This window comes from Bifidobacterium psychraerophilum (assembly GCF_000741705.1).
In the GTDB taxonomy this organism is placed as follows: domain Bacteria; phylum Actinomycetota; class Actinomycetes; order Actinomycetales; family Bifidobacteriaceae; genus Bombiscardovia; species Bombiscardovia psychraerophila.
Genome location: NZ_JGZI01000002.1, coordinates 85,805 through 109,840, shown reverse-complemented (window position 1 = coordinate 109,840; position 24,036 = coordinate 85,805). Strand labels below are relative to the sequence as shown.

16 protein-coding genes and 1 tRNA gene are annotated in these 24,036 nt (G+C 58.4%); 9 read left to right on the top strand and 8 right to left on the bottom strand.

The features are described 5' to 3' along the window. Positions 1-49 precede the first annotated feature (49 nt). Positions 50-2,785 (top strand): glycoside hydrolase family 78 protein, encoded by a 2,736-nt coding sequence (locus BPSY_RS00850; protein WP_081884039.1) that lies wholly within the window; start codon positions 50-52, stop codon positions 2,783-2,785. Positions 2,786-2,894: 109 nt separating this feature from the next. Next, positions 2,895-4,214, top strand: a complete 1,320-nt coding sequence (locus BPSY_RS00845; RefSeq protein WP_081884038.1) for an MFS transporter — start codon at positions 2,895-2,897, stop codon at positions 4,212-4,214. On the opposite strand, the gene BPSY_RS00840 is transcribed toward BPSY_RS00845, so the two are convergent. Next, positions 4,198-4,719: a GNAT family N-acetyltransferase gene (locus BPSY_RS00840; RefSeq protein ID WP_051921348.1), complete on the bottom strand. Its 522-nt coding sequence runs from the start codon at positions 4,717-4,719 to the stop codon at positions 4,198-4,200. The genes BPSY_RS00845 and BPSY_RS00840 overlap by 17 nt on opposite strands. A 217-nt stretch (positions 4,720-4,936) precedes the next feature. On the opposite strand from BPSY_RS00840, the gene BPSY_RS00835 reads away from it, so the two are divergent. Continuing rightward, positions 4,937-6,679 (top strand): diflavin oxidoreductase, encoded by a 1,743-nt coding sequence (locus BPSY_RS00835; RefSeq protein WP_033495986.1) that lies wholly within the window; start codon positions 4,937-4,939, stop codon positions 6,677-6,679. 95 nt (positions 6,680-6,774) lie between these two features. On the opposite strand, the gene BPSY_RS00830 is transcribed toward BPSY_RS00835, so the two are convergent. From BPSY_RS00830 to BPSY_RS00815, 4 genes are all read right to left on the bottom strand, one after another. Beyond that, positions 6,775-7,218 (bottom strand): GNAT family N-acetyltransferase, encoded by a 444-nt coding sequence (locus tag BPSY_RS00830; RefSeq protein WP_100841112.1) that lies wholly within the window; start codon positions 7,216-7,218, stop codon positions 6,775-6,777. An 82-nt stretch (positions 7,219-7,300) separates the two neighbouring features. Then, the gene (locus BPSY_RS00825; RefSeq protein ID WP_033495991.1) at positions 7,301-7,834 is read right to left on the bottom strand and encodes a GNAT family N-acetyltransferase; all 534 of its coding nucleotides are present in this window, start codon (positions 7,832-7,834) and stop codon (positions 7,301-7,303) included. 7 nt (positions 7,835-7,841) lie between these two features. Then, a complete protein-coding gene (locus BPSY_RS00820; protein ID WP_033495993.1) occupies positions 7,842-8,876 on the bottom strand; it encodes a zinc-binding alcohol dehydrogenase family protein in 1,035 nt (344 codons plus the stop codon). Between the two features lie 115 nt (positions 8,877-8,991). Next, complete coding sequence (locus BPSY_RS00815; protein ID WP_081884037.1) at positions 8,992-9,432, bottom strand: winged helix-turn-helix transcriptional regulator; 441 nt, start codon at positions 9,430-9,432, stop codon at positions 8,992-8,994. A 247-nt stretch (positions 9,433-9,679) separates the two neighbouring features. On the opposite strand from BPSY_RS00815, the gene BPSY_RS00810 reads away from it, so the two are divergent. After that, the gene (locus tag BPSY_RS00810; protein WP_202961748.1) at positions 9,680-10,948 is read left to right on the top strand and encodes a type II restriction endonuclease; all 1,269 of its coding nucleotides are present in this window, start codon (positions 9,680-9,682) and stop codon (positions 10,946-10,948) included. Positions 10,949-11,090: 142 nt separating this feature from the next. On the opposite strand, the gene BPSY_RS00805 is transcribed toward BPSY_RS00810, so the two are convergent. Beyond that, positions 11,091-11,178 (bottom strand) — tRNA-Ser (locus tag BPSY_RS00805). A 200-nt stretch (positions 11,179-11,378) separates the two neighbouring features. Then, on the bottom strand, positions 11,379-12,215 hold the full coding sequence (locus tag BPSY_RS00800) for a glutamate ABC transporter substrate-binding protein (RefSeq protein WP_051921388.1): 837 nt from the start codon (positions 12,213-12,215) through the stop codon (positions 11,379-11,381). 317 nt (positions 12,216-12,532) lie between these two features. Here BPSY_RS00800 and BPSY_RS00795 point away from each other — a divergent pair, with 317 nt between their 5' ends. Beyond that, positions 12,533-13,783 carry a pyridoxal phosphate-dependent aminotransferase gene (locus tag BPSY_RS00795; RefSeq protein ID WP_033495995.1) on the top strand — a complete coding sequence of 417 codons (1,251 nt, stop codon included), beginning with the start codon at positions 12,533-12,535 and terminating at the stop codon, positions 13,781-13,783. Then, the gene (locus tag BPSY_RS10840; protein WP_051921346.1) at positions 13,780-14,823 is read left to right on the top strand and encodes a MurR/RpiR family transcriptional regulator; all 1,044 of its coding nucleotides are present in this window, start codon (positions 13,780-13,782) and stop codon (positions 14,821-14,823) included. The genes BPSY_RS00795 and BPSY_RS10840 overlap by 4 nt, the downstream gene beginning before the upstream one ends. A 138-nt stretch (positions 14,824-14,961) precedes the next feature. Here BPSY_RS10840 and BPSY_RS00780 read toward each other — a convergent pair whose 3' ends face one another. Then, positions 14,962-16,047: a glycerol dehydrogenase gene (locus tag BPSY_RS00780; RefSeq protein WP_033496001.1), complete on the bottom strand. Its 1,086-nt coding sequence runs from the start codon at positions 16,045-16,047 to the stop codon at positions 14,962-14,964. Positions 16,048-16,428: 381 nt separating this feature from the next. Between BPSY_RS00780 and BPSY_RS00775 the strand changes: the two genes are divergently transcribed. From BPSY_RS00775 to BPSY_RS11520, 3 genes are all read left to right on the top strand, one after another. Beyond that, complete coding sequence (locus BPSY_RS00775) at positions 16,429-21,651, top strand: metallophosphoesterase (RefSeq protein ID WP_033496003.1); 5,223 nt, start codon at positions 16,429-16,431, stop codon at positions 21,649-21,651. Between the two features lie 283 nt (positions 21,652-21,934). Beyond that, entirely contained in the window at positions 21,935-23,179 is a 1,245-nt protein-coding gene (locus BPSY_RS00770; protein ID WP_033496005.1) for a nucleotide sugar dehydrogenase, read from the top strand. A gap of 221 nt (positions 23,180-23,400) precedes the next feature. Beyond that, positions 23,401-24,036 (top strand): hypothetical protein, encoded by a 636-nt coding sequence (locus tag BPSY_RS11520; protein WP_156099229.1) that lies wholly within the window; start codon positions 23,401-23,403, stop codon positions 24,034-24,036.

Here is a 24,036-nt window from a genome sequence, read left to right as displayed (position 1 = left end):
CCGCCCGAAGGCTGGTCTTGGCAACAAAGACGCTGTGAAAGGACAAGTAATGACTGATATCCGTAACGATGACGCGTATGGGCCTGTCGGAGGCGACCCGGCCGGAACCGGCGTTGCCGATTCCAAGGCTGGGGAGCTGAAGCCCACCCAGGATGAGGCCTTGCTGACACATCTGCGCGCCGAGCATTTTCCCGGCGACGTGCTTGGGATCGGTGAAAGCCGTCCGCGGCTGTCCTGGGTCTATTCACAGCCTCCGAAGGAGGGATCACAGGTACTGATCAGTCTGACGAGACGCGTCCCGGGGCATCGGCCGGTCAAGGAAAGCACCTACGTGCCCACCGAGCAGTCGAATCTGCTGCCATGGCAGTTCATGCCCCTCGTCTCCCGTGAGCAGGCTGAGCTCACCGTGCAACTGGTTTCCGTGGATCATAGGGCCTTGAGCCCGAAATCGGAGATGCTGCACATCGAGGCGGGACTCTTGCTTCCGCATGAGAGACTCGCACGATTCGTCGGGCCATCCTGGACCGAGGCGGAAACCGACCATCGCCATCTTCCCCTCGTGCGATCGGAGTTTCAGCTTGATGACGAGCCGGTGGGCGCAAGGCTGTACCTGACGGCATTGGGTCTGGTGGAGGCGGAGATCAACGGACGCAGAGTCGGCAACGATGCGCTCACCCCCGGCTGGACCGTGTATGACAAGCGTCTGGAATGCTGGACCTACGACATCGGTGATGAGCTGCACCGTGGGGACAACGCCATAGGGTGCTGGCTGGGTGATGGTTGGTACCGTGGCAGGGTCGGCTTCGATGGCGGCCGCGTCAATTTCTATGGGGATCGCCTCGGCGTGTTCGCGCAGATCGAGGTGGAATTCGCCGACGGGACGACGCAGACCATCTATTCCAACCCTTGGGATGGGAAATGGAAGGCCGCCCTGGGGCCGATTGTGAGTTCGGATCTGTATGAGGGCGAACACTACGATGCCCGGCAGGAGATCGCAGCCTGGTCCTCGCCCGGCTTCGATGACAGGCAGTGGAGCGCGGTCGCGGAGAGTTTCTATGATCCCCAGCTGATCGAAAACCACGCGCTTTCGGCCGTGCAGTCACAGGAGGTCAACGCCCCTGCGGCAATCACAAGCATGGCTCAGGGACCGGATGCAGAGGGAAGCTGCTGGATGGTCGATTTCGGACAAAACGCCACCCAGCGGATGCGTCTGCATATGCACGGCCTGGCGGCGGGGGACCGTGTGATCATCCGCCATGCGGAAGTGCTGAACGCGGATGGGACACTCGCTACGAAGATACTGAGGCGCGGCCAGCAGTGCGACACCTTTGTATCCAACGGTGAAGACGCCTGGTGGGAACCACGCTTCGCGATGCATGGATTCCGCTACGCGACCATCGAAGGCTGGCATGGCGAGTTGCGTGCCGAGGATATCGAATGTCGTGTCTACCACAGCACGATGGAGCGGAGCGGATGGTTCGAGAGTTCGAATCCTCTGCTGAACAAGCTGCACAGCAATGTGCTCTGGTCGATGCGATCCAACTTCGTTTCCATCCCGCAGGACTGTCCGCAGCGTGATGAGCGGATGGGCTGGACCGGTGACATCGATCTCTTCGCACCCACGGCCGCATATCTGTATGATGCGCAGGGCTTCCTCTCCAGTTGGCTCAAGGATGTGCGCTTCGAGCAGCAGGCTTGGGGAACCGTGCCCTTCTATGTGCCCTTCGTCCCTTTGGGGGTCTGGGCGAAGCCGGAGGCCATCGCGATCTGGGGTGATGCCGCTGTGGCGGTTCCATGGGCCTTGTATATGGCCGGTGGGGACGAGAGGGTGCTCAGCGAGTCCTATCCGCTGGTCAGCGCCTGGATCGACGAGGTCGCAGCATACATCTCACCGGACGGCGTATGGGATCGCAAGCCGGACTATCTGCTTGGGCAACTCGGTGATTGGCTTGACCCATCGGCGCCGCCGGAGGATCCGACCCAGGCCGTAACCGAGAAAGAGCTGGTCTCCACCGCATTTTATGCGCGCAGCTGCGAGTACGCTGCCAGAATCGCCCACATCCTCGGTCACGATGACGACGCGAAGAGCTTCACGGGTCTCTTCGAACGGGTGCGAAGGGGGTTCCTCAATCGCTTCACCCGTCTGGATGGGACGATGACCTCCGATACCCAATGCGCCTACGCACTGGGCATCACATTCGGCTTGTTCGAAGGGGAAGCGGTCCGTAGGACCAAGGCCGGTAACCGTCTGGCGGAGCTTGTCAGAGAGGCCGGAGGCAAGGTCGACACCGGATTCGCGGGCACGCCCTACGTCCTGCCGGCGTTGAGCATGACCGGACACACGGCGGAGGCGTATGAACTGCTGCTGTCCACGAAATGCCCGAGCTGGTTGTATCAGGTGTCGATGGGAGGCACAACCACCTGGGAGCGTTGGGACTCGATGAAGGCCGATGGAACACTGAACGATGGCGGCATGACCTCCTTCAACCATTACGCCCTCGGATCCGTCATCGACTGGGTCCATTCACATGTGGGCGGTCTGTCTCCTCTGGAGCCGGGCTGGAGCCGGTTCCTGATCGATCCGCAGCCGGGAGGCGGCATCGACCATGCTGCGACATCGCATCTGACACCGTATGGCGAGGCATCGGTGCGATGGGAATGCGGGGAAGGACTGATGACGCTCGATTTCTCCGTTCCGGTGGGAACGACTGCGGTCGTCGCGATACCGAATAGCGACCGGCGCGAATTCGGCCCGGGCGCTCACCATATGCAGTATCAGCGGTGATCCTCCGCTGAGTGGTGTCCTACCCCCATATGGGGGGTAGGACGAAGCAGATGGATGCTTCCGCGCGAGACGAAGCGTGGGGCATCCCGAAATATCGGAAGAAGACATTATGACACTCAATGAAGAGATGGCATCGTCGACCCGTCAGCAGGATCTGGCTCCGGATACCGGGTTACGGATGTCCAGACAGACCAAGATTCGTTTCGGCATAGGATTCGTGCTGTTCTCGCTGCTGTGGATGACCGCCGGGTCGTCGGGATCCCAGGTGCTTTTCCCGCAGCGCTTCACCGAACTCGGCATCGGCGTTCCCGAGGTTATTCTGGGCACGATGAACTCGGTTGGAAGTGTGTTCGCGCTGGTGGCCAACTGGCTGTTCGGTGCGCTGTCCGATATGACGAGAAGCCGCTTCGGCAAGCGTACCCCGTGGATCGTCGCAGGTGGCGTGGTTACCGCGGCGGGATACCTGTTCACTTCGTATGCGCCCAGCGTTGCCCTGATCGTGGCCGGATGGTGCGTGGTGCAGGTAGGTGTGAACATGATGATCGCACCGGCTGTGGCCGTGCTCTCCGATCGCATCCCCGAGTCGCATCGCGGAACCTTTTCGGCTTTGTATGGAGGGGCCGCGATCGTCGGCCAGTCTCTCGGCACGCTCATCGGCGCGCAATTCATTGAGAGCATGCGCAGCGGCTTCATCATCGGAACGGTGCTGTTCCTGATCACGGGAATTACGACGGTTCTGGTGTGGCCGCGCGAAGGTGCCGCATCACCGGCCGTGCCGCAGGGTGAGGGCCAGCATGCCGAGCACTCGTCGAAGCTGACCTGGCGGATGGTCAGGGATTCCTTCTCCCCGCCGAGGAAGGACAGCCGGGACTACTACCTCGCCTTGGTCGGAAGGTTGGCGCTGCTGATCGGTTGGTCGATGATCTCCACATATCAGCTCTATATTCTGCAGAAGTACTGCGGCCTGTCCGTCGGTGAATCCGCGGCCGTGATATCCAGTATGTCGGTTATCTCAATGATCGCGTTGATCGCCACGACGGTGATCTCCGGTCCTGTGTCCGACAAGCTCGGGAAACGTAAGCTGCTGGTGGCGATTGGTGCAGTGGTGATCGCCGTGGGCATGGCGATCCCGTATTTCATGCCCACAGCCACCGGCATGATGCTCTATGCGGGTATTGCGGGCGTGGGCTACGGCATCTACACTGCGGTGGACCAGGCGCTGAATATCGATGTGCTGCCCAATAAGCAGGAGGCAGGAAAGGATCTGGGTATCCTCAACCTTGCGAATACGGTCGGACAGGTTCTGGCTCCTGTGCTGGTGTCCGCACTCGTCGTCGAGACCGGTAACTACGGCCTGATATTCCCCGTCGCGATAGCAACCGTGCTTGTCGGCGCCGTCGTCATCATGCTCATCAAGCGGGTCCGTTAGCGGATTCTGCCACTTCGGGGGCGTTGGTCATCTCAAGGGCCAGCGTCCCCTCGTCCTCGTGAGTGATGTGGCCCGTCGAATGGATGCCCATATGTTCGTAGAATCCTATGGCATTCGTGTTGTCGAGGAACACCGACAGAGCCACGCGGGGTTTGGGTATCTGTCTGAGCGCGGCTTCGATGAGCGCACGTCCCACACCCTGATGTTTGGCCTGGTCGAGTACATACAGGGCACCGATTTCGGAAGCATCCGGCGTAAGGATGCCGTCTCGTGACTCGGGCAGGTATTCCAGAAATCCGATGATGGCATCATCCCGTAAGGCCAGCAGCGTGAGGTCGGGGTCATGTCTCCTGGTTACGGCCAGCGCGAATTCCGGGGTGATCTTGTTGACGAAGTCATCATGCAGCATTCCGGAATACGTCTGACGCCAGGTCAGGGCGTGGACCTGCGCCTTCTCCTCGAAACGTGAAGGGTTGAGTCTTTCGATCGTCACATCGGTATTCATAATGTCCAATGCTAGACACGCCCAGAGCCGTGTGTCGCCTGAAGCCCGGGGAGATATTTCAGCCGGAGCGAAGCTAGGGACGAAGCGGATGCCATGTGCGGGGAGAGCCGTGGGCGAATTGTCAAGTCTTGATTGCCGGGAGCAATGCTGCTTTTAATGGGGTCGGCGAAGCGTCACGATGCAGACGATGTCGTGAGCATTCAAGGAGGGGCGCGTCATGGGGGATTCAGCGGCGGATAGCAGAAGCATCACGATTCTGGTGGCTTCGGAAACGGGGAACTCGCTGGAGGTCGGCGAGGATCTGCAGGCCGCGGTTGCAAGCGTATGCGGCCGCGTGCGCCTCATTGAGGCTTTCGACTACGACCTGGATGATCTGGAGCATGAGGACATCCTGCTTATGGTGACCTCGACGCAGGGCGAGGGAGAACCGCCATATGGTGCCGAGGATCTCTACGATGCGGTGGTGCTCGCCAAGCGTACGTTCTCGCTTCAGGGTGTGGCATTCGCTGTTCTGGGACTCGGGGATAGCGCATATGCGGAGAACTACAATCTGATGGCCCGTCAATTCGATGCCCGCTACGAGCAACTGGGCGCACGAAGACTGTTCCCGCACGGGGAGTGTGATTTCGACTATGAAGAAGCGGCATCCCATTGGATAGCGGAAATCATGCCGGTGCTGCGACGCGAGCTGGCAGACGGCGAGGTGATGGAACAACGCGTTGATCAGGAGCAATCCACTCCGGCTCCTGCTGCTGGCATCGCCACGCCCAAGACCGCAGGATCCGACGCCGAACCCCATGCGGCGAAGAGATCGGCAGCCAATGCCGGCGCTCCCAACACGGCGACCCTCATCGAGCGGGTATTGCTGACCACACCTGAATCGGATAAAGAGGTGTACCGCATCCGTTTGGATCTCGGCGAGGGCAGCGAGTATCACCCGGGCGATCTGCTTTCCATCCGATACATCAATGGGGACGACACCGTCCGCCGTTTCCTGGACGACGTTTTTGGTGAGGGTGGCGGTGAAGCCCACGAGAAGTTGTTCGCGACCCTCAAACACACCAGGGACATCACCCGGCTCACGCCCGCCTTGATCGGAAGATACGCCGAGCGCTATGGGAATGCGGAGTTGCTGAGGCTTGTGGATGATGAAGCGTGGTTGGGGCGGTACCTCGCCGGGCATCGGCCTTCCGCGCTCTTCCGGGACTACCCGCCGGAGAGCGTCGGCCTTACGGATGATTCCGTGCTGAGCGTATTCACATCCCAGAACAGACGTATGTACTCCATCTCGAATGCGCAATGCGATTCAGGGACCCTTGTCGACCTGACGCTGACCAAGGTCGAATACGACGGCTGGTATGACGCTGCCCATGACTGCGGCTCTGACGGTATGCAGGAGGCTGTGCATGGTGCTCACCATGTGGGCGAATGCTCACGGTATATGACCACCGCCGCGATCGGCTCACGGATCGAATTCGCCTTGCTCTCCAATGAACGCTTCCGCCTGCCGAAGGATGCGAGCCGGCCCATCGTCATGATCGCCTTGGGATCGGCCATCGCTCCATACCGGGCGTTTCTGCAGGAGCGCTCACAGAACAGGAAGTCGTATGGGAAGAACTGGCTGATGGTGGGCAACAGAAGCCCGAGTGAGGATTTTCTCTACGGTCAGGAGCTTGAGGCGTATGCGAACTCGGGGCTGCTGAGCAAATTCGACACCGCCTGGTCGAGGTATGGCGATATCCACGAGCATGTCCAGGATGTGATGCTCAGACGTGGCCTGGAACTGTGGCATTGGATCGCAGCAGGTGCATGCGTGTATTTGTGCGGGCATGGCAGATCCGCCATCGATTCGATTCAGCAGGCTCTCGTCCAGGTGATCGGGGAGCACGCCGGTTTCACCGAAGAGCAGGCGGAGGAGTATGTGAAAAGCCTGAAATCCTCAAGCCGTCTGCAATATTGATCCTCCGATGCCGCAACCAGCACTTCCGCGTGAAAGCGGGGGAAGGACCTTGGTCAGACACTCGTCATACGGATGCCACGCACGACGATCCACCCTCATGTGTCCAGTCTGTTCAGTCTCTGCAGGGCGAGGTTGCGGTAGGCCAGATCGTCGCGAAGACTGAATCCCTGCCGCTCCCAGAAGCTGTTGCCCGCAAGGTTCGAGCTGAATGCCACCAGGGCGACTTTTGAGATGCCCAGGTCTTTGAACGCCGAACAGGCATGCTGTACGAGAAGGCTTGCTATTCCTTGGTGCCTGTGGTCGGGGGCGACCGCGGTGTGGTAGATATACCCCCTTCGCCCGTCATTCCCGGCCATGATGACACCGGTGATGTCTCCTGTGGGAGCTTGTCCTGATTCATCCAAGGAAACGAAGCAGGTCTCAGGATTACGTTCCAGAAAGCGCCTTACACCTGATTCGCTGTCGTCCACATCGTTGAGGCCCATGCCGGCGCAGGCCATCCACAGATCGTAGACCTGCCGGTAATCGGCGATGGCCATCTTGCGTATGATCATGCTGTCCTCCTTATTACATGGTGCGTGCATGGATGTGCATGCGAGTTTCGGTGACTACCCGATGATCTCAGGACAGGAATGCATCCACAAGCGATTGTTCCACCGGCCGGTCAGCATAGATGCAACGCTCCGCATTGGCCGCCGAACCATCCTCATCCCTGGCGACCAAGAGCAGACCAAGGTGTGCGGCCACTCTTACCGAGGCCGTATTGCGTTCGAGCACATTGATGATGACCGGCATGTTCGGATGGAGTGAATGGGCCGTGCTGAGAGCTTTCCGGGCGATTTCCGTCGCATAGCCGTGGTGCCACTGTTCAGGGGCGAGCCGGTAATAGATATTCCAGCAACCGTGGCGCATCCGGATGCCTCCGACACCGACGAAAGCTTCGTTGAGGTCCCGGATGATCCAGTATCCGATGCCTTCGTGATCCCAATCCGTGATCCAACCCTTGAGCATGCTGCGTGATTCCTCAAGTGAGGTGTGCCTTCCCTGAGGGAGATGCGTCCAAACCCTCGGATCGGCGTGCAGCTTGTGGACCACGTCCAGATCATCGACCGTCGGCCGACTCAAGAGAAGGCGTTCCGTGCGATTGCTTCCCATATCCGTCCTATCTGCTGAGTGTGACTTTTCCGATCATATGACCACTTTCCACCATATGATGCGCCTGCCTGAGGGTCCGTGCATCGATGGGGCTGAGATGTTGGGTGACCGTGCTGCGGATAACGCCCTGATTGGCCAGGTCGGCGAGTGATTCGAGGATCCGGTGCTGACGGATCATGTCGGGTGCATGATGCTTCGCACGGGCGAACATGAACTCCCAGTGCCAGGACAATGCCTTGTCTTTGAGCGAGTACCAGTCCAGATCACGCTCGTCATCGATGGCGACGATCTCCCCGAACGGCCGCATGACGGCATTGAATAATGCGATGTTGCCTTTGCTGTAGGCGCTGAAGGTCCAGTCGACACCATCCGGTGCCTCTTGACGGATGGAGCGTAGCGCGTCCTTGCCGTGATAGTCGATGACACTGTCTGCACCAAGATCATTAACCCAACGCCGTGATTCCTCCTGCGATGCCAATGCGATAACGCGCACCTGGGTGAGCTGCTTGGCCAGCTGTATGATCATCGAGCCGACGCCCCCTGCCGCGCCCACGACCAGAAGCGTTCCCCTGCTCCCCTCATGCAGCTTGAGCTTATCGAATAAGGCCTCCCAAGCCGTTAACCCAGTCAAGGGGAGTGCGGCAGCAGAGGCATCGTCCAGGGATGACGGAGCATGCCCAACGATTCGTTCATCCACAAGCTGGTACTGCGCATAGGACCCTGGGTGCGTGATATCACCGGCGTACCAGACGCGCTCGCCTGCTTTGAAGAGCGTGACATCCGGTCCTGTTGCGATGACCTCGCCGACCGCATCCCATCCGAGTATGCGTTCTTTGCCGGAACGATTGCCGCCGGCCCGGATTTTCACATCCACCGGGTTGACGGAGATGGCCTTGACGGCCACCAGCAGATCGTGCCCCTTCGGGCGATCGGGCATGGCGACAACGGCGTCGGTCAGCGCGTCCGGGTTGTCGAGCGAACCCCCTGCTCGTGACACTACCGCGGTCATGGTCTCGGGGCTGTGGCTATCGATGTTGTTCATATTCCTCCTCCGTTTTCCTGTATCTTCGGTGGCATCCTAGAACGGACTCCCCGCTTACCCGCAAGGGGCCCTGCTTACCTTGAGGTAAGGGCACGGCGTCCCCCGCAGGCCATGCTTATCTTGCGGATCCTGCCGTAAGGGCGAGGGCCTGGTCATAATGCGATTCCGCCCATACGCGCAGTCCTCGCAACGGTTCAACGGCGCTGAGGCCTTCCGGGGTCAGCGAGTATTCCACGCGTACCGGTACCTCGGCGAATACCTGACGGCTGATGAGTCCGGCGCATTCGAGACGACGAAGATTCGCTGTCAGCACTTTGGCCGAGATGCCTTCCATGCGCCGTTGCAGTTCGCCGAAACGCATCGGCCCGGCCTGCAGGGATTCGATGAGGAGCACCGACCACCTGCCGGATATGACATCAAGCAGTTCCCTGCACGGGCAGTCGCGGGAATAGACATCACCGTGCAGGCTTTGACCGGATTGGCTCCGATGGCCGTCGGATTGCGGAGGATGACTCTGAGGATTCTGTTCCCGACCACTGCGCTTTCGAATATTCATAACAACCCCTAAGAAAGTAACTTACTTAAGGTTAGCGCGGTGTTCGACATACGCCAAAGTCTGATGCCGGACGCCTGCATCGACCGGGGATGCCGACGGTGTGCACCCGGTATCTCATGAAGCGGTTTATGATTGCTGTGACATCGAGGGATGGAACGGGGCGGCAGGGTATTCGGATGACCCGGGGTCCCGGCATCCGGTCCCGAAATCGCTTGGGCATACGATACGACATGAAATCGGCGGGAAAATGGATTCCACATACCTTACGGATATCTTCAACCAGTATATGGAGAAGTCGAGCCTGCTGTATCAGACGTGGTTCATCCACAGCGAGGAACGACTGCACGCCTTCGGTCAGGTGCGTAAGGGCTCCAAACGGGTTGTGGACACCATACGAGACGGCACCTTTCCACGTGACCTTCATGGTTCGGCATTGGAATCCGTTATGGATGTAATCGCCGCACAGACCGAGATCTTCAAAGGCGCCAAGCATGCATTCATGTGGAAGCCCAAGCTGCGCATACCCGATATCTACGAGAACCGGGACAACCAGGCCGCCTTCGCCGATATGCTTGCGGCCGTTCTTCAGAACGGTGACGGCATGAAGAAACTGATGGCGGTCAATGATCTTGCCAATCGGAAGATCAAAGGATTGGGGCCGTCCGTCTCCAATATCCTCTATTTCCTGGAACCCACCATCTTCCCGCCCTTCAATACAAAAATCGTCGCTGGATACAAGCTGCTCACCCACGAGAACATACGTCTGGGCAATTGGGATGATTATTTCAAACTCCGTGACGGGATCATCAGGCTCAACGAACAGGGCGGTCTTTTCTCCAAGGATCTGGGTGCCATCAGCGCATTCCTGTTCGACATCGGTGCCCTTCGCTATGTGATCCCGGAGAATTCGGAGGAGTATCTCATCGCTGAGGAACAGCACTCGACGAAGGCCCAGCTTGAGGAGCTGGGCAGACAGCAGCGACAGAAGGATCTGCACTATCGGATCCAGTACATGCTGGCCGACATCGGGAACAGCCTGGGGTACAGGTCCTGGATCGCAAGCAACGATCACAATCGGACCGCAGGCGGTAAGCGGCTTGGGAATATTTCAATACCCAAATTGCCGGCATCCATCGGGGCCCTCTCCGAGCACGATCGGAAAATCGTCGGCTTGATTGATGTGCTGTGGTTCACTCCGGACGGCAGACCCGTATGCGCCTTCGAGGTGGAAAAATCGACGTCGATCATGTCCGGGATGAACCGTATGGATGATCTGTACGAGTCCCTGAAGACGGACATGATGCTCTATATCGTTGCACCAGACAATCGCGAGCAGGAGGTCCTGGCACAGTTCAACAGACCTCATTACATGCATCAGCATGACCTGCACGATCATATCTGCTACATACTCTTCGAGGATCTGAGAGAGAACTACGAATCACTGAAGCGTTTCGGCCACGATTTCTCGATTCTGGGACCCATTTCCCATTTCGCCGATGGCCGTCTGGTCTCATGAGCCGATCCCTCTGGCCGGGGGAGTGGCGACCTGATGACCGTTGTTTCGGCGGTATCCGTATGCCTCAGGGCGTGATTATCGATTCATATGAGGCATCGTTCCAGAAAGCACAAAACCCGCCGGATATCAGCGGGTTTCAGGATGGCGGAGGATACGAGATTCGAACTCGTGAGGCTGTTACACCAACACGCTTTCCAAGCGTGCGCCATAGACCACTAGGCGAATCCTCCATGCATATGCCGCCTGCCTGGGACGAAACTCAGGCGATGCGATTTATGCAACCTCAATAAGATAACACGAGTCATGGATGAATGATTAATGGTTGGGCGTGTGCCGTGGTTCCGTGGTCCGGGATGGGTGAGGAAAGCTTTCTCCGAGCGCACGGGAAGCGCTTGATGGGCCGGCCCGTCGATCAGGTGCTAAGCCGATTTCAGTTCAATGATGTTTTGAAATCGTAGGTCGAACTTGCTGCGTCGAACACGGTCGGTGGGTTGTATGTTGCATTGGGCGTATATCCGGTGCCTTTGGTGGCCTCGTCAAGGGCCTTCTTCCATGACCCATCGTCCACCATCTTCTTCAGCGCCGCGTTGACCTTCTTGACGGTCTCCGTTTGGCCTTTCGGGATCCCTACGCCGTAGCGTTCCTGTGAGAACGGCTTGCCGACCACCTTGAGCTGTCCATCGCCCTTCGCGGCCGCCAGGCCCGCAAGAATGATGTCGTCGGTGGTGACCGCGTCCACGGTTCCGGAGATCAGCGCCGTGGTGCATTCCGCGAAACCGCTCTGTTCCATGAGCTGTACCTTATCCGCGTAGTGATCCTTGATGATCTGTGCGGAGGTCGATCCTGTGACCGAGCATAGTTTCTTGCCATCGAGAGAGTCCGGGCCGGTGATCGACTTGTCGGTGCTCCGGATGAGCAGATCCTGTCCGGCAACGAAGTATGGGCCGCCGAATTCGACGACTTTCTTGCGGTCGTCGGTGATGGAGTAGGTCGCGAACACCAGATCGACATCGCCGTTCTCCAAGAGGGTCTCACGCTGTTTCGACGGTGCTTCCTTCCATACGATCTCGTCGGAGGAATACCCCAGTTCCTTGGCTACATACTTGGCCACGCTGACGTCGAAGCCGGAGTAGTCGTTGCCGTTCTTGTACCCGAGTCCGGGCTGATCGAATTTGATGCCGATGTTGATGGTGTGTTCGGATGTCGCATCCGAAGAGGCGCTCCCACAGCCCGCAAGGGGCGCGATGGTGAGAGCCACGGTTGCCATGGCGATGAGTTTGGTGCTCGTTTTCAATGATCTCTCCTGTTGTTCCGATGCTTCGAATTCGTGTGGCACGGTTCGATGCGGTTTCCATTCGTGGGCGATCTGCTGGCTGTGCGGGTGCAAGAGCGGTTTGAGCAGTCTTCAGACAGTATAAAAATGAAATGTAAAGAATGCATTAACGAAAATATATGAATAAAAAAGTATGCATTGTGGTGTAGCGTGTATGCCGAAGGCTTGATGCGGAGCTCGTCCGATGATTCGCAGCACTTCCGTCAAGAAGCTTCGACACACAGGCATCAGATGAGGGACAGGGGTTGGATATGGTGACGAAATCCGCGACGTTGGTGATGAATGAGATGATGCAGCACGCTGCTGAACAGGGACGTCCAGTGATCAATCTGGGGTTCGGGGAATCCGGTCTGCCGGTGCTGCCGGTACTGCGGGGGATATTGTCTGATGACTCGGCGCGCAACGCCTATCCCGCTGTCGAAGGTTCGGCGGCTGTTCGTACCGCACTCTCCTCGTATTTCACCAGACGAGGCATCCCCGCCGATCCCGGCCACTGTCTGATGGCTCCTGGCAGCAAGGCCCTGTTATTCGCGCTGATGCAGGCGCTCAAAGGCGATATCGTATTGCCCAGGCCATCATGGGTCACCTATGCGGCCCAAAGCACCATGCTCGACAAGCGCATCATCTGGGTTGACGCACCGGAAAGCGCAGGCGGCGTACCCGATCCTGCGCTGCTGCCCGCCGCACTCGAGAATGCGCGTCGACGGGGGCTGAATCCCACAACCTTGCTGCTCACCTCTCCGGATAATCCGAGCGGTACGGTGGCTGGCCGGTCGGTTATCGAAGCGTTGCTTCGTATCGCCCGGGAGCAGAAGCTCTTCATCATCTCCGATGAGATCTATCGTGATCTCGCATACGACCACATTCATTTCACCAGCCCGGCCGAACTCGCACCTGAACGCACCTTCGTGACCACCGGACTCTCGAAGTCGATGGCTTTGGGAGGATGGCGCATCGGTGCGGCGCGTTTTCCCCAGAACGACCTGGGTGACCGGATCATGCGGGAGGTCATAGGCACCGCCTCTGAAATATGGTCAGGCATGCCCATCTTCCTGGAACCGGTGGCGGAGTACTGCTTCTCGGAACCTGCTGATGTGCTCAAACGCGTTGCCGCAAGCAGGCTCCTGCACCAACGCGTCTCAACCGAGATGCATCGCATCATGGTGGAAGCCGGGGCGTCCTGCAGAGCGCCATCAGGAGCCTTCTACATCTATCCGACCTTCCAAGGCTCCTCCTTTGCGCGCTCCCTGGACGTGACCGATGACACTTCGCTCAGCCGCGTGCTCTTCGAGCACTTCGGCATAGCGGTGCTCCCCGGCAGCGCATTCGGTGATCTGCCGGAGCGCATGGGGCTGCGGGTCGTCACCTCGATGATCTACGGCGACAGCGATGAGGAGCGTTTGGACACCTTGTACTCCTCTGATCCGCTGGAATCCGACAGCGTCAGGAATGGCTTGGAGCGTGTCAGGGATGTATTCCTCGGCGTACCATCAAAGGGATGAAACAGCAGACGAAGCACAGCGATGCACGCCGTCCCCTGATGGCCGCGGATCAGTCCGGCCAAGGCGCCAGGCAGGATGAGGATGCGTCCAAGCGGTCCTGGGGCTCTGAGCAGTTGGCTGCCTTCGAGGATCGGCTGCGCCATCTGCGTCTGACGCCATCGCAGCAGTCCCTGGCATCCGTCGTATTGGATAATCCGCAGCAGGTGGCCATGTCGACGATCCACGCCCTTGCCGGGGAACTCGGCGTGAACGAATCGACGATATCCCGTTTCACCGCGGCCCTGGATCTCAGTGGATACGCCGAATTGAGAAGCGTCTGCCGGGCTTTGGCCAATAGGTATTCCGGCATGCTGTGGCGCTTCATGCGCGCGGACCATGGTGCTGAGGCTGATTCCGAGAGCGGAGCGAATCGTTCTCAGGGTGATGGGAAGGACCTTGCCGGGAAGAACGGCACCTCCGGGCAGCGCGAACGCAGGGATATCCTTGCCGCGCAGGACAGTTCCTCAATAGCGGCGAGCTTCGCGAGGATCGATGGAGTCCTATGGGACGAAGTGGTCACACGCCTTGGCCATGCCGAGCATATCGCCGTTATCGGTCTGAGACAGTCGCAGGCCGTGGCCGCGATGTTCGCCTATCTGCTGGGGCTCGTGCGATCGCAGGTCAGTGAGCTGTCCGCAGGCGGTGCGCGATATCTCGATGCCTTGCGAGACCTTGGCCCTCACGACTGTCTTTTTGCGATAGCCACACAGCCGTGCAGCAAGGATACCGTCAATGTCGCGCAGTGGGCGAAGTCTCATGGGGTGCCGGTGATCGCGCTTACCGACGAGGTGCTGGGGCCTCTGGCCGAGCTGGCCGATCAGGTCCTGATAGCAGGCACGGAGAGTGATTCGGTGCTCTCATCCATGACAGCACCGGTTTCAATGGTGCAGGCTCTGGCCAATGATGTCGCCGCCGTCGATGCCGCAGGCACACGAGCGCATCTGGAGCGGCAGGAAGCACTGTTGAAATCATTCGGCGCGTATGCCGACAAAGACCTCTGATATTCCCGGTTGCCGAGAGGGGAGGGCGGGAATCCCCCGATGCACTGATGTCCGGAACTGCCATCATCCCAGGCGCATCAGGTGATTCCCGTCGGTCGATCATTCGCCTCCGCCGTATCGGCAGGGAGTGGGATCCTCCTAGAGTGTGCGCCCAAGCTCGTCGGCAGCGCGCAGCGCGGAGGCGACATCATGCGGAGTCACCTCAAATGGCATGTTGCCCATCGTATCCGCCGCGTCGCAGGCCAGTTCTCCGACCTTGAGCAGATCCTCGTCACTCGCATCGGAAACGCCTATGTCCTCAAGGGATACAGGCAGACCGACCTCGCGGAAGAAACCGTATACTTCGCGCAGCTCCTCCACATCGCTGTCCTCCAACACCATCTGGGCCAGGGTGCCATAGGCGACCTTCTCGCCGTGCAGCATGGCATGGGTGCCTTCAAGCGCGGTCAAGCCATTGTGGATCGCGTGGGCTGCGGCAAGTCCGCTGCTTTCAAAACCGAGTCCGCTCAGGAGCGTATTGGCCTCGATGATGTTCTCCAAGGCCGGGGTGCGGACGCCTCGACGGGCTGCGGCAACGGCCTTCACTCCATCCGCCAGCAGAGTGTCATGGCAGAGTTGCGCCAAAGCGAATGCGGCATTCGTCGCGTGCCCTCCTGCCATCGTCATCGCATTCGACTGCACGCATGCCGCGGCCTCGTAATAGGTCGCGAAGGCGTCGCCCAATCCGGAAACAAGGAAGCGTACAGGAGCCTTGGCGATTAGTTCCGTATCCATGATCACGGCCTCAGGGTTCTTGGGCAGAGGCAGATAGTGATCGAAAGTGCCGTCGGAGGTGTATACCACCGAAAGACGCGAGCAGGGCGCGTCGGATGATGCTGCGGTCGGCACGATCATGACGGGTTTCCCGGCGAAGTGTGCCGAAGCCTTGGCCGTATCCAACGTTTTGCCGCCGCCTATGCCGATCAGCGCATCGTAATCGTCGGACTGCTCACGGTGTTTGTCGATTTCCTCGGTGGAGCATTCCCCTCCGAACACCTCCAGACGGTAGGCGGTTCCCGACTCCTCGAAACTGGAGATGATGGCGTCGTGATAATGCTCGTCGATGAAGGGGTCGACCAGCAGGTACGCGCCTGCCGTTCCGATGCCTTCATACTCCTTGGATAGGGAGAACAGCGCATTCTCCTGTTGAATATAGCTTCCTGGTGAGCAAAGTACTTTTCGCATGTGTGACTCTCCTTCGAATCGCGTGTGTGCAGGCGGGCAGACGTGGATAAACCGTCCTATGACGACCCCCATGTCCCCTTGCCACCAAGTATAGAGGAGCGGATGCCGCCCGATGAAGAAGGTGAGTCCCGTGCGGTATTCCCTCCCTGCGCACTATGCGTTCCGTGGGGAAGGCTCCGGCGGTATGGCCCCTCGGCGGTTGCCGGATGCGTGAAATGAACCACGGATGAACACCAGGCGACGATTCGCCAACTGTCGATGAAATCTGTATGGACGCTGACGTGTACCGATTCGCCTCCCCATAGGGTGAACTCGGTCCAACAGGCGATGTGAGCCTTGGTGGAGAAGAGAGACAGTTTGCATAATCGCGGGGGGATTTGCATGGACGTGAAGCGAAGAAGATTCATCAGTCGAACGGCAGCGGTGCTGGTTGCGGCGGCGATGACGATGACGGCGGGCCTGGTGACCACTTCGGCACAGGCCGCGACGGGCAGTGATGCGAGCATCACCGGCGGGATGCCGGTGGTTATCACGGAGCTCGCTGTGAAAACGAGTAATGGAACATATACGGATGCCACCGGCAGTCCCACGCAGGTCAACATCGGTGAGTACATCGAGCTGAGCAATGTGAGTGACAAGGCAGTCAGCATCAGTGATCTGAGCTTGAAATACAACAATGTGGACTGGACACCCGAAGCGTTTGACGAGGCTGCGCAGGATTCGAGCAAGGATGTGCAGATACCTTCACGCGGATCCATCGTGCTTTGGGACAACTACGCTTACGCGAGCATGGAGGGCATCACTCCGAGGCTGAGCACCGCCGATGATTTCAACGCGTTCTGGAAAGACAAATCCCAGAGTGCGCCACAGCTTGCTCTTGGCTCGACGTTGTTCACGATCTCCAAGGGTGCCGGGATGGCGAACTCCTCCGCACGCAGCCTGGTGCTGACTCAGAAATCCACCAGTGCCACCAATACCGTGAGCTACAAAAGCAGCGGCGACACGGATACCACGATCAACTATGCCTATGATGCACAGGGTGCAGGCAGTCTGAGCAGTGGAAATGTGGCCACACCAGGAACCCTCGTCGAAGGGCAGCTTCCGGATTCATGGCCTCAGGCCAGCGGCCGCACCGTCACGGTGACGGATGCCTCCGATGCGCCGGCGAGTGCCTATGATGATCAGGCGATTCATCTGAAGGCCAAGGTCGCTTCGTCGGACGGCTTGAAATCCATAGCTTCGGTCAGGCTGTTCACCAAAACGAATGTGGATGGGAATTATGCCGATTCCACCTTTGATGGCACCAAAAGCGATGACGTATGGTCATTCACCATTCCAGCAGGCAAGCTGATAGGAAAGACCAGTCTTTCCTATGCCTTTGTCGCCACCGATGTGGATGGTCTGACGACAACGGGCAGCGGTGCCACCATCGCCCTGTCCCCACAGGAGCACAGCGGGTACGCGCAGGCAACGGTGCCGCTGGCGATCACCGAGATAGCCCCGGATACCAAGAATGTCGGCGGATCCGACGGATACGAGTTCATCGAGGTCACCAATACCTCGAACAAGACCATTGACTTCTCCGATAACTACACGCTGTATTACAACTATCCTTCGCAGGGAGACAGCGGGGATGTGGAATGGCCGGCGAAGCAAAGTGGCATCACGATTCCTGTGGGCTCATCGATCGTATTCTGGATCAAGAACGGCCCCAATGATGATCTCGGTGCATCAGACTTCAACCAGGCATTCGGCCTCAGCGGCGATCAGGCCCTTGAGATGGGTGTGAATCTCTTCGAGATCAGTTCCGGTGGCATGGCCAATAATTCGGCACGTGGCATCAAAATCGAGACCAAGACCAAAACCCTGATCTCCAGCGCATCCTATCCGGATAATGCTTCAAGCAATCTGACCGGCGACAGCCATTCGCTGCAATACCTGTATTCGGCGGGTGAAAGCGAGTCCAAACTGGTGCGTAGCGATCAGGCCCCGACTCCCGGGTCGGTCCAGAGCGATGACATCCGCGCCACCCCATATGTTTTCCCCACCACCGCGGCGAACCCTGATGTGAAGGACAACACACCCACATCCTTCGCAGCGGATCAGGATCTGAAATACTCCTTTGACATCACATCCACCGCGACGATCAACCGGGTGACGCTGTACACCAGGCATGCCGGGGATGAGACTTTCAGCGCCCATAACCTGACCAAAACGGCCGGAAGCGATAACTACGCATACACGGAAAACAAAATAGACCTGCTACGGGTGAAAGCCGTCGAATACTATCTGGAAGTCTCGGACGGCATCAATCCGGTGCTGAAAGAGGATCAGAAATCCGTAGTCAACTCGGATTACACCGATTCCAATGTGCGCCTGAATGTCAAGGATGGCCAGTTCCTACGCGGCAGCGTTACCCTCCGAGGCACCGGTACCGATGCTGCGGATATCCCATCGCTGGCCGTTGACGGTAAGGATGTGGAATCATCGAAGCTCACGAGCTCCCTGGAATCCGAGCCCTATATCGCTGCGGAGGTCACGCAGACCGATATCTTCTTCTTCAACTCCTTCACCACGAAGACGACGATCACCGGAACCCCCACCGAAGACGATTGGAAGAACAACGTCATCGGCAGTTTCGACGATGGCACCTACGGTGACACGCAAACGGTCTCATTCCCGGTGCCACTTGAGCAGATCCATGGCAACACGCTGTCCCTGTATATGAATGCGGGCACCAAATCAAGCGCCACGGACATTCTGGATGATGCGGGCACCGTCAACACTGAGAACGCCGACAACTACCTGGCCTCGAATATCCGACTCGTACTGCCCGACGGCACGCATCTCAAGGTGAGCAAGGCTGTTGCTGCGGTGAGCCCGGGTGCCTCCGGCACGGTGAGCGAGAAGGATGTGACCGCTGAGGTCGCGAATGGCAACAACCAGATCAAGATCGGTGATTCATCCGGGCAGTATGAGTACATCCGCCTGGACTTCACCATCGACGACGCCTCGATCACTTCGAATCAGTACGTCTGGGACACCAAGGAGGCAGAGGATGGGCAGCACACGATCACGGCGACATCGAAGGACGACTCCGCGAAGGCCGATGTGATCGTCGATAACACCAAGCCGGTCATCACGCCGCGGATCACGGCCCAAGGTGGCGACACCAACACCCTGCGCGGCAATGTGACGATTGATGCCAGCGCATCGGATGCCACATCGGGCATACCGGAGTCAGGTACATCCGGTGCCCTGAGCGCGACCTTGGCGAATGGTGAGGATGAGCCGAAATCCATTACGCTGCCATACGACACATCCTCAGCGGCCCTGTCTCCCGGATTGCATACCGTGACCTTCTCCGTGAGCGATAAAGCGGGGAACGAAAGCACCAAGACGGTTGCCTTCACCACATATGCGGAGAATCCGACCATCCTCTCGATGAATTCAACAGATGGCAGCTCCTCGCTTGACCCAACGCTCAGCGTCACCGCAAAAGGCAATCCTGATGATGATCTGACGGTGAAGTTCTACGCCGGTGATGAATACAAACCCGGTAATCCGGGACAGGTGAGCGTTTCGGCGGGAACGACGAAACAATCCGGTCTTGCGGACGGGGTATCCGGCGATCGGATCTCCGATAGCGACGCGGCCAAACTCGATGCCGATAATGACGGTAAGGTCGTCGAGACCACGGCAAGCGATAGTGCCTTCCCCTTCCAGTCCTTCACCGTGACGGTCCCCGCGAAGATAGCCGCCGATCAGCACGCGACCACGACCCTGCGTTGGAACGGTTCCTCGCAAGCCGACGCCGATATCTACGCATTCGTCAAGAACACCGCGACCGGTGCTTGGGACCAGGTGGCACGAGTGAGCGCCGATGCCGACGGCAAGGTGTCAATCGCCCAGAACGTCAGCAACAAGGATCATGTCGCTGACGGCAAGATGACGGTGGTGGTCCAGAACGGTTCAGGATTCGCACCCGGCAACCTCAGTGGGAACTCGACAGGAAGCACGAATCCGGAGGGCCTGAAGAGCGCCGATTCGTCGACCACCTCCACGATCAACGGTGCTGACGGCAAACCGGTGGTCACCATGAACGATGACGCCATCTCACAGGACGACACCAAACGAAGTGATTATGACTTCACCTTCGCTTGGGAGTCGGATACCCAGTATTACAACGCCAACTATGACGATGACGGGTATTACCAGCATCAGGCCAATATCCATGATTGGCTGCTGAAGACCAAGGATGCGATGAACATCCAATACATGTTCCATACCGGCGACATCGTTGACAACGCTGAAATACCGGAGCAGTGGGAACGCGCCGACGAACAGTACAAGAAACTGGACGATGCGAAGTTCCCCTACGGCGTGCTCGCGGGCAACCATGATGTGGACCACAAAAGCGAGGACTATGTGAACTACTCGCAGCACTTCGGTGCGAGCCGATATGCGTCCAACCCCTGGTATGGGGGAAGCTTCGAAGACAACCGCGGCCACTACGATCTGATTTCGGCCGGAGGAGTCGACTTCATCGTGGTTTCCGTCGGCTGGGGCGTTGAGGATGACGAGATCAATTGGATGAATCAGGTGTTGGCCCAGTATCCGGATCGCGTGGCGATTCTGAACTTCCACGAGTACCTGCTCGCATCAGGTGGCCTCGGTCTCATTCCGCAGGACATCTACAAGCGTGTGGTCGTTCCGAACGACAACGTGAAGATGGTGTTCTCAGGGCATTATCACAGTGCGCAGAAGACCGTCTCGCAGATCGATTCCGACGGTGACGGCAAGGCGGACCGCAACGTGCTCAACCTGCTCTTCGACTATCAGGCTTTGGAGGAGGGCGGTATGGGCTTCCTCAGACTGATGCATGTGAATATGGAGAATGCGACGATGGAGGTCCGGACCTACTCGCCTTCGATCCAAAAGTATGGTTCGCAGACCGTCTCCTCGTCAAGCTTCACTCCGTCCGATGAGGAGTTCACCGTCGACCTGACCGAGCTGGGCATCCAGCCTCGCACGGCGCAGTCATCGGCGAAGAGCCTCTCGACCGACTCATTCGCAGCCGATCTGCAAAGCAGCACGCTGATCGGCACCGCCAAGGCCGTATCCGTCACCGGTAAGGCCACGCAGGACAAATTCGGTCTTGCCCGTGGTCTCGCCGACGGTGTGCAGACCTTGGCTTCCGAAAGCGAATCCGGAGTCACGGCGGCCGTGGCGTGGAAGGGTGCGACGGCAGGCACACACGGCTGGTATGCGGTGGTGAGCAACCAGTACGGTGGATCGACCACGACCCCGGTCTCATACGTTTCCGCAACGGGCAGGAGCTCGGATAACGGTAACGGTGGGAATAACGGTGGTAACAATGGTGGCAACAACGGCGGCAGCAATGCCGGTAACGGGAAGGGGTCAGGACAGGGCGCAGGCAGCACCGATGGCACCGACAATGGCGCATCGGGCGACAACAGGAGCTCGGCGCTGTCGGGGGAGCTGGGCCGGACCGGAGTGAACTCGGTGCTGCTGGCCATCGCGGTCGCCGTGCTTGCGGCCGCCGGTGTCGGACTGCGCTGGCTGAAGGCCAGCAGGAAGTAACGCGGCAGCGGTGTGTGAGAGAGCTCACTGAGCGTTCACCAATCATCGGTATGTGACCATGACCGGATGAATCTACGGATGCGATCGGGATGGCGGTTTTGACCGTCATCCCGATCCTTCTGTTTCATCGCTTGCTGCTGTGGTCTTCACGCCGCTTCTCCCAGCGGGCTTTCCAGCTGTGGTCTTAGTATGATGGCTATAGTTTCTTCGCGGAAACGTGTTTGGGACGACGGTTGCACCCGCCGTTGATCGAGGACAACAGAAATGAAGACAGGACGGATTGATGAAGATCGCAGTTGCTGGTACGGGATATGTCGGATTGTCGGTGGCGCTGCTGCTGGCGCAACACAATAGTGTGCATGCCTTGGATATCATCCCGGAAAAGGTCGAGATGCTGAACAATGGGAAGAGCCCCATCGTCGATAAGGAGATCACGGCTTTCCTCGACGCGAAGCAGTCGGGCGACAAAGCCCTGGACTTCACGGCGACGCTGGATTCCCATGAGGCTTATACGGATGCCGATTTCGCCGTTGTGGCGACGCCGACCAATTATGATTCGCAGAAGAACTATTTCGACACGTCGAGCGTGGAAGCCGCGATCGGGGCCATCCGCGAGGTCAATCCGGATGCATGGATCGTCATCAAATCGACCATCCCCGTGGGATATACCGAACATCTGCGGGCTCGTCTCAGCGATCAGCGAATCCTGTTCTCCCCGGAATTCCTGCGTGAAGGCCACGCCTTGTACGACAACCTCCACCCCTCACGAATCGTGCTGGGGGCGCCCAATGACGATTCCCGGGCGGTCGAGGCCGCGCATACCTTCGTGGAGCTCCTGGCGAACGGCGCCGATCCTGCCGAGCGTGGACGCAGGAACGAGGATGGCAGCGAGGGGATCCCCAGACTGGTTGTGGGAACCACGGAAGCCGAAGCCATCAAACTCTTCGCCAACACCTATCTGGCACTTCGGGTCGCTTACTTCAACGAGCTCGACACCTACGCCGAAAGCCGCGGTCTGTCCACCCGTGAGATCGTCAACGGCGTATGCCTGGATCCCCGCATCCGTTCCGATTACAACAACCCAAGCTTCGGTTACGGTGGTTACTGCCTGCCGAAGGACACCAAGCAGCTGCTGGCCAACTATTCCGAAGTCCCGCAGAACCTCATCTCCGCAATCGTGGACGCCAATCGCACGCGCAAGGATTTCATCGCCGCGGAGATCGAGGATCGCATCCAAGGCGTCGAGAACCCGGTGGTCGGGGTGTACAGGCTGACGATGAAATCGGGATCGGACAACTTCCGCCAATCCGCCATCCAGGGTGTGATGAAGCGCATCAAGGCGCGCGGCATCACGGTGCTGGTCTACGAACCCACCCTGAAGGATGCTGAGTTCTTCGGCAGCGAGGTCACGCATGATCTGGAGGATTTCAAGCGTCGTAGCAGCGTCATCGTCGCCAACCGCTGGAACGCCGATCTTGACGGTGCCGAGGAGAAAATCTATACCAGGGACCTTTTCAAGCGGGACTGAGGAGGTTCCGTGAGGTGCTCTCACCTAGTTGAGATGGTGAAGCTTCACTGTCTCTGCCGGTCAAGTCGTCAACCAGCCCCTTTTCGAATTCCTGCTCCGGTGGGTGTCTCATACATCTTGCCGTTATGAGGCACTGTGCTGCTGAGTTTCTGGTTGAGCGTTATATACGAAAACCAAAATTGCTCAGAAACTAGGTATGCAGGACAAGCTATCCTGATATTGTGAGGAAGAAGCAGAAACTACTGGTAACAGGTATCGCAGCACTCTTGTCAGTGCTGTGCATTGTGGGACTCATCTGGTGGGCTGAGAGTTCATGGGAGACGGCCCGTGAGAAGTTAGAAGCAAGCACAGCATCCTCTTCAAGTTCTAGCGAATCTTCGTCTTCCAGTACTTCGAAGACCGTACAAAGCACGGATACCGAAACTAGTTCCATCGCGAGCTCCACAGCCAGCACCGCCAATTCGAATTCTGGTTCTCAGTCTGGCAGCAATGCAAACAACCCCAGCAATGGTGTTGCCACGGATACGGCATCGGCAACGAAAAGTACGGGTCAAGACGGCAAGATCGCAGCCCAGGTTCTGCTGAGTTGGTGGGATGCCGGAGATGAAGGCATATCCGCGAATGGCAGCGTAAACAACGTCATTGAGAACGGAGGGACATGCAGTTTGACTGCGTCCAAGGGGACCACTGTCAAGTCGGTTTCGAAACAGTCAATTGCTAATGCAACGACCACCGCATGTGGAGAGATGACAATTCCGATCAGTCAATTGAGTTCTGGTGACTGGGTCATCGAATTGAAGTACACTTCGAATACGGCATCTGGTTCTTCCGCCACTCAGAATGTGCATATAAGCTGA

Coding starts and splice junctions, on each gene's coding strand:
- BPSY_RS00810 (WP_202961748.1), top strand. CDS start 9,680: ATGGATTCCACATACCTTACGGATATCTTCAACCAGTATATGGAGAAG.
- BPSY_RS00815 (WP_081884037.1), bottom strand. CDS start 9,432: ATGAATATTCGAAAGCGCAGTGGTCGGGAACAGAATCCTCAGAGTCAT.
- BPSY_RS00840 (WP_051921348.1), bottom strand. CDS start 4,719: ATGAATACCGATGTGACGATCGAAAGACTCAACCCTTCACGTTTCGAG.
- BPSY_RS00800 (WP_051921388.1), bottom strand. CDS start 12,215: ATGGCAACCGTGGCTCTCACCATCGCGCCCCTTGCGGGCTGTGGGAGC.
- BPSY_RS00795 (WP_033495995.1), top strand. CDS start 12,533: ATGGTGACGAAATCCGCGACGTTGGTGATGAATGAGATGATGCAGCAC.
- BPSY_RS00820 (WP_033495993.1), bottom strand. CDS start 8,876: ATGAACAACATCGATAGCCACAGCCCCGAGACCATGACCGCGGTAGTG.
- BPSY_RS00825 (WP_033495991.1), bottom strand. CDS start 7,834: ATGGGAAGCAATCGCACGGAACGCCTTCTCTTGAGTCGGCCGACGGTC.
- BPSY_RS10840 (WP_051921346.1), top strand. CDS start 13,780: ATGAAACAGCAGACGAAGCACAGCGATGCACGCCGTCCCCTGATGGCC.
- BPSY_RS00775 (WP_033496003.1), top strand. CDS start 16,429: ATGGACGTGAAGCGAAGAAGATTCATCAGTCGAACGGCAGCGGTGCTG.
- BPSY_RS00845 (WP_081884038.1), top strand. CDS start 2,895: ATGACACTCAATGAAGAGATGGCATCGTCGACCCGTCAGCAGGATCTG.
- BPSY_RS00835 (WP_033495986.1), top strand. CDS start 4,937: ATGGGGGATTCAGCGGCGGATAGCAGAAGCATCACGATTCTGGTGGCT.
- BPSY_RS00830 (WP_100841112.1), bottom strand. CDS start 7,218: ATGGCCATCGCCGATTACCGGCAGGTCTACGATCTGTGGATGGCCTGC.
- BPSY_RS00850 (WP_081884039.1), top strand. CDS start 50: ATGACTGATATCCGTAACGATGACGCGTATGGGCCTGTCGGAGGCGAC.
- BPSY_RS00780 (WP_033496001.1), bottom strand. CDS start 16,047: ATGCGAAAAGTACTTTGCTCACCAGGAAGCTATATTCAACAGGAGAAT.
- BPSY_RS00770 (WP_033496005.1), top strand. CDS start 21,935: ATGAAGATCGCAGTTGCTGGTACGGGATATGTCGGATTGTCGGTGGCG.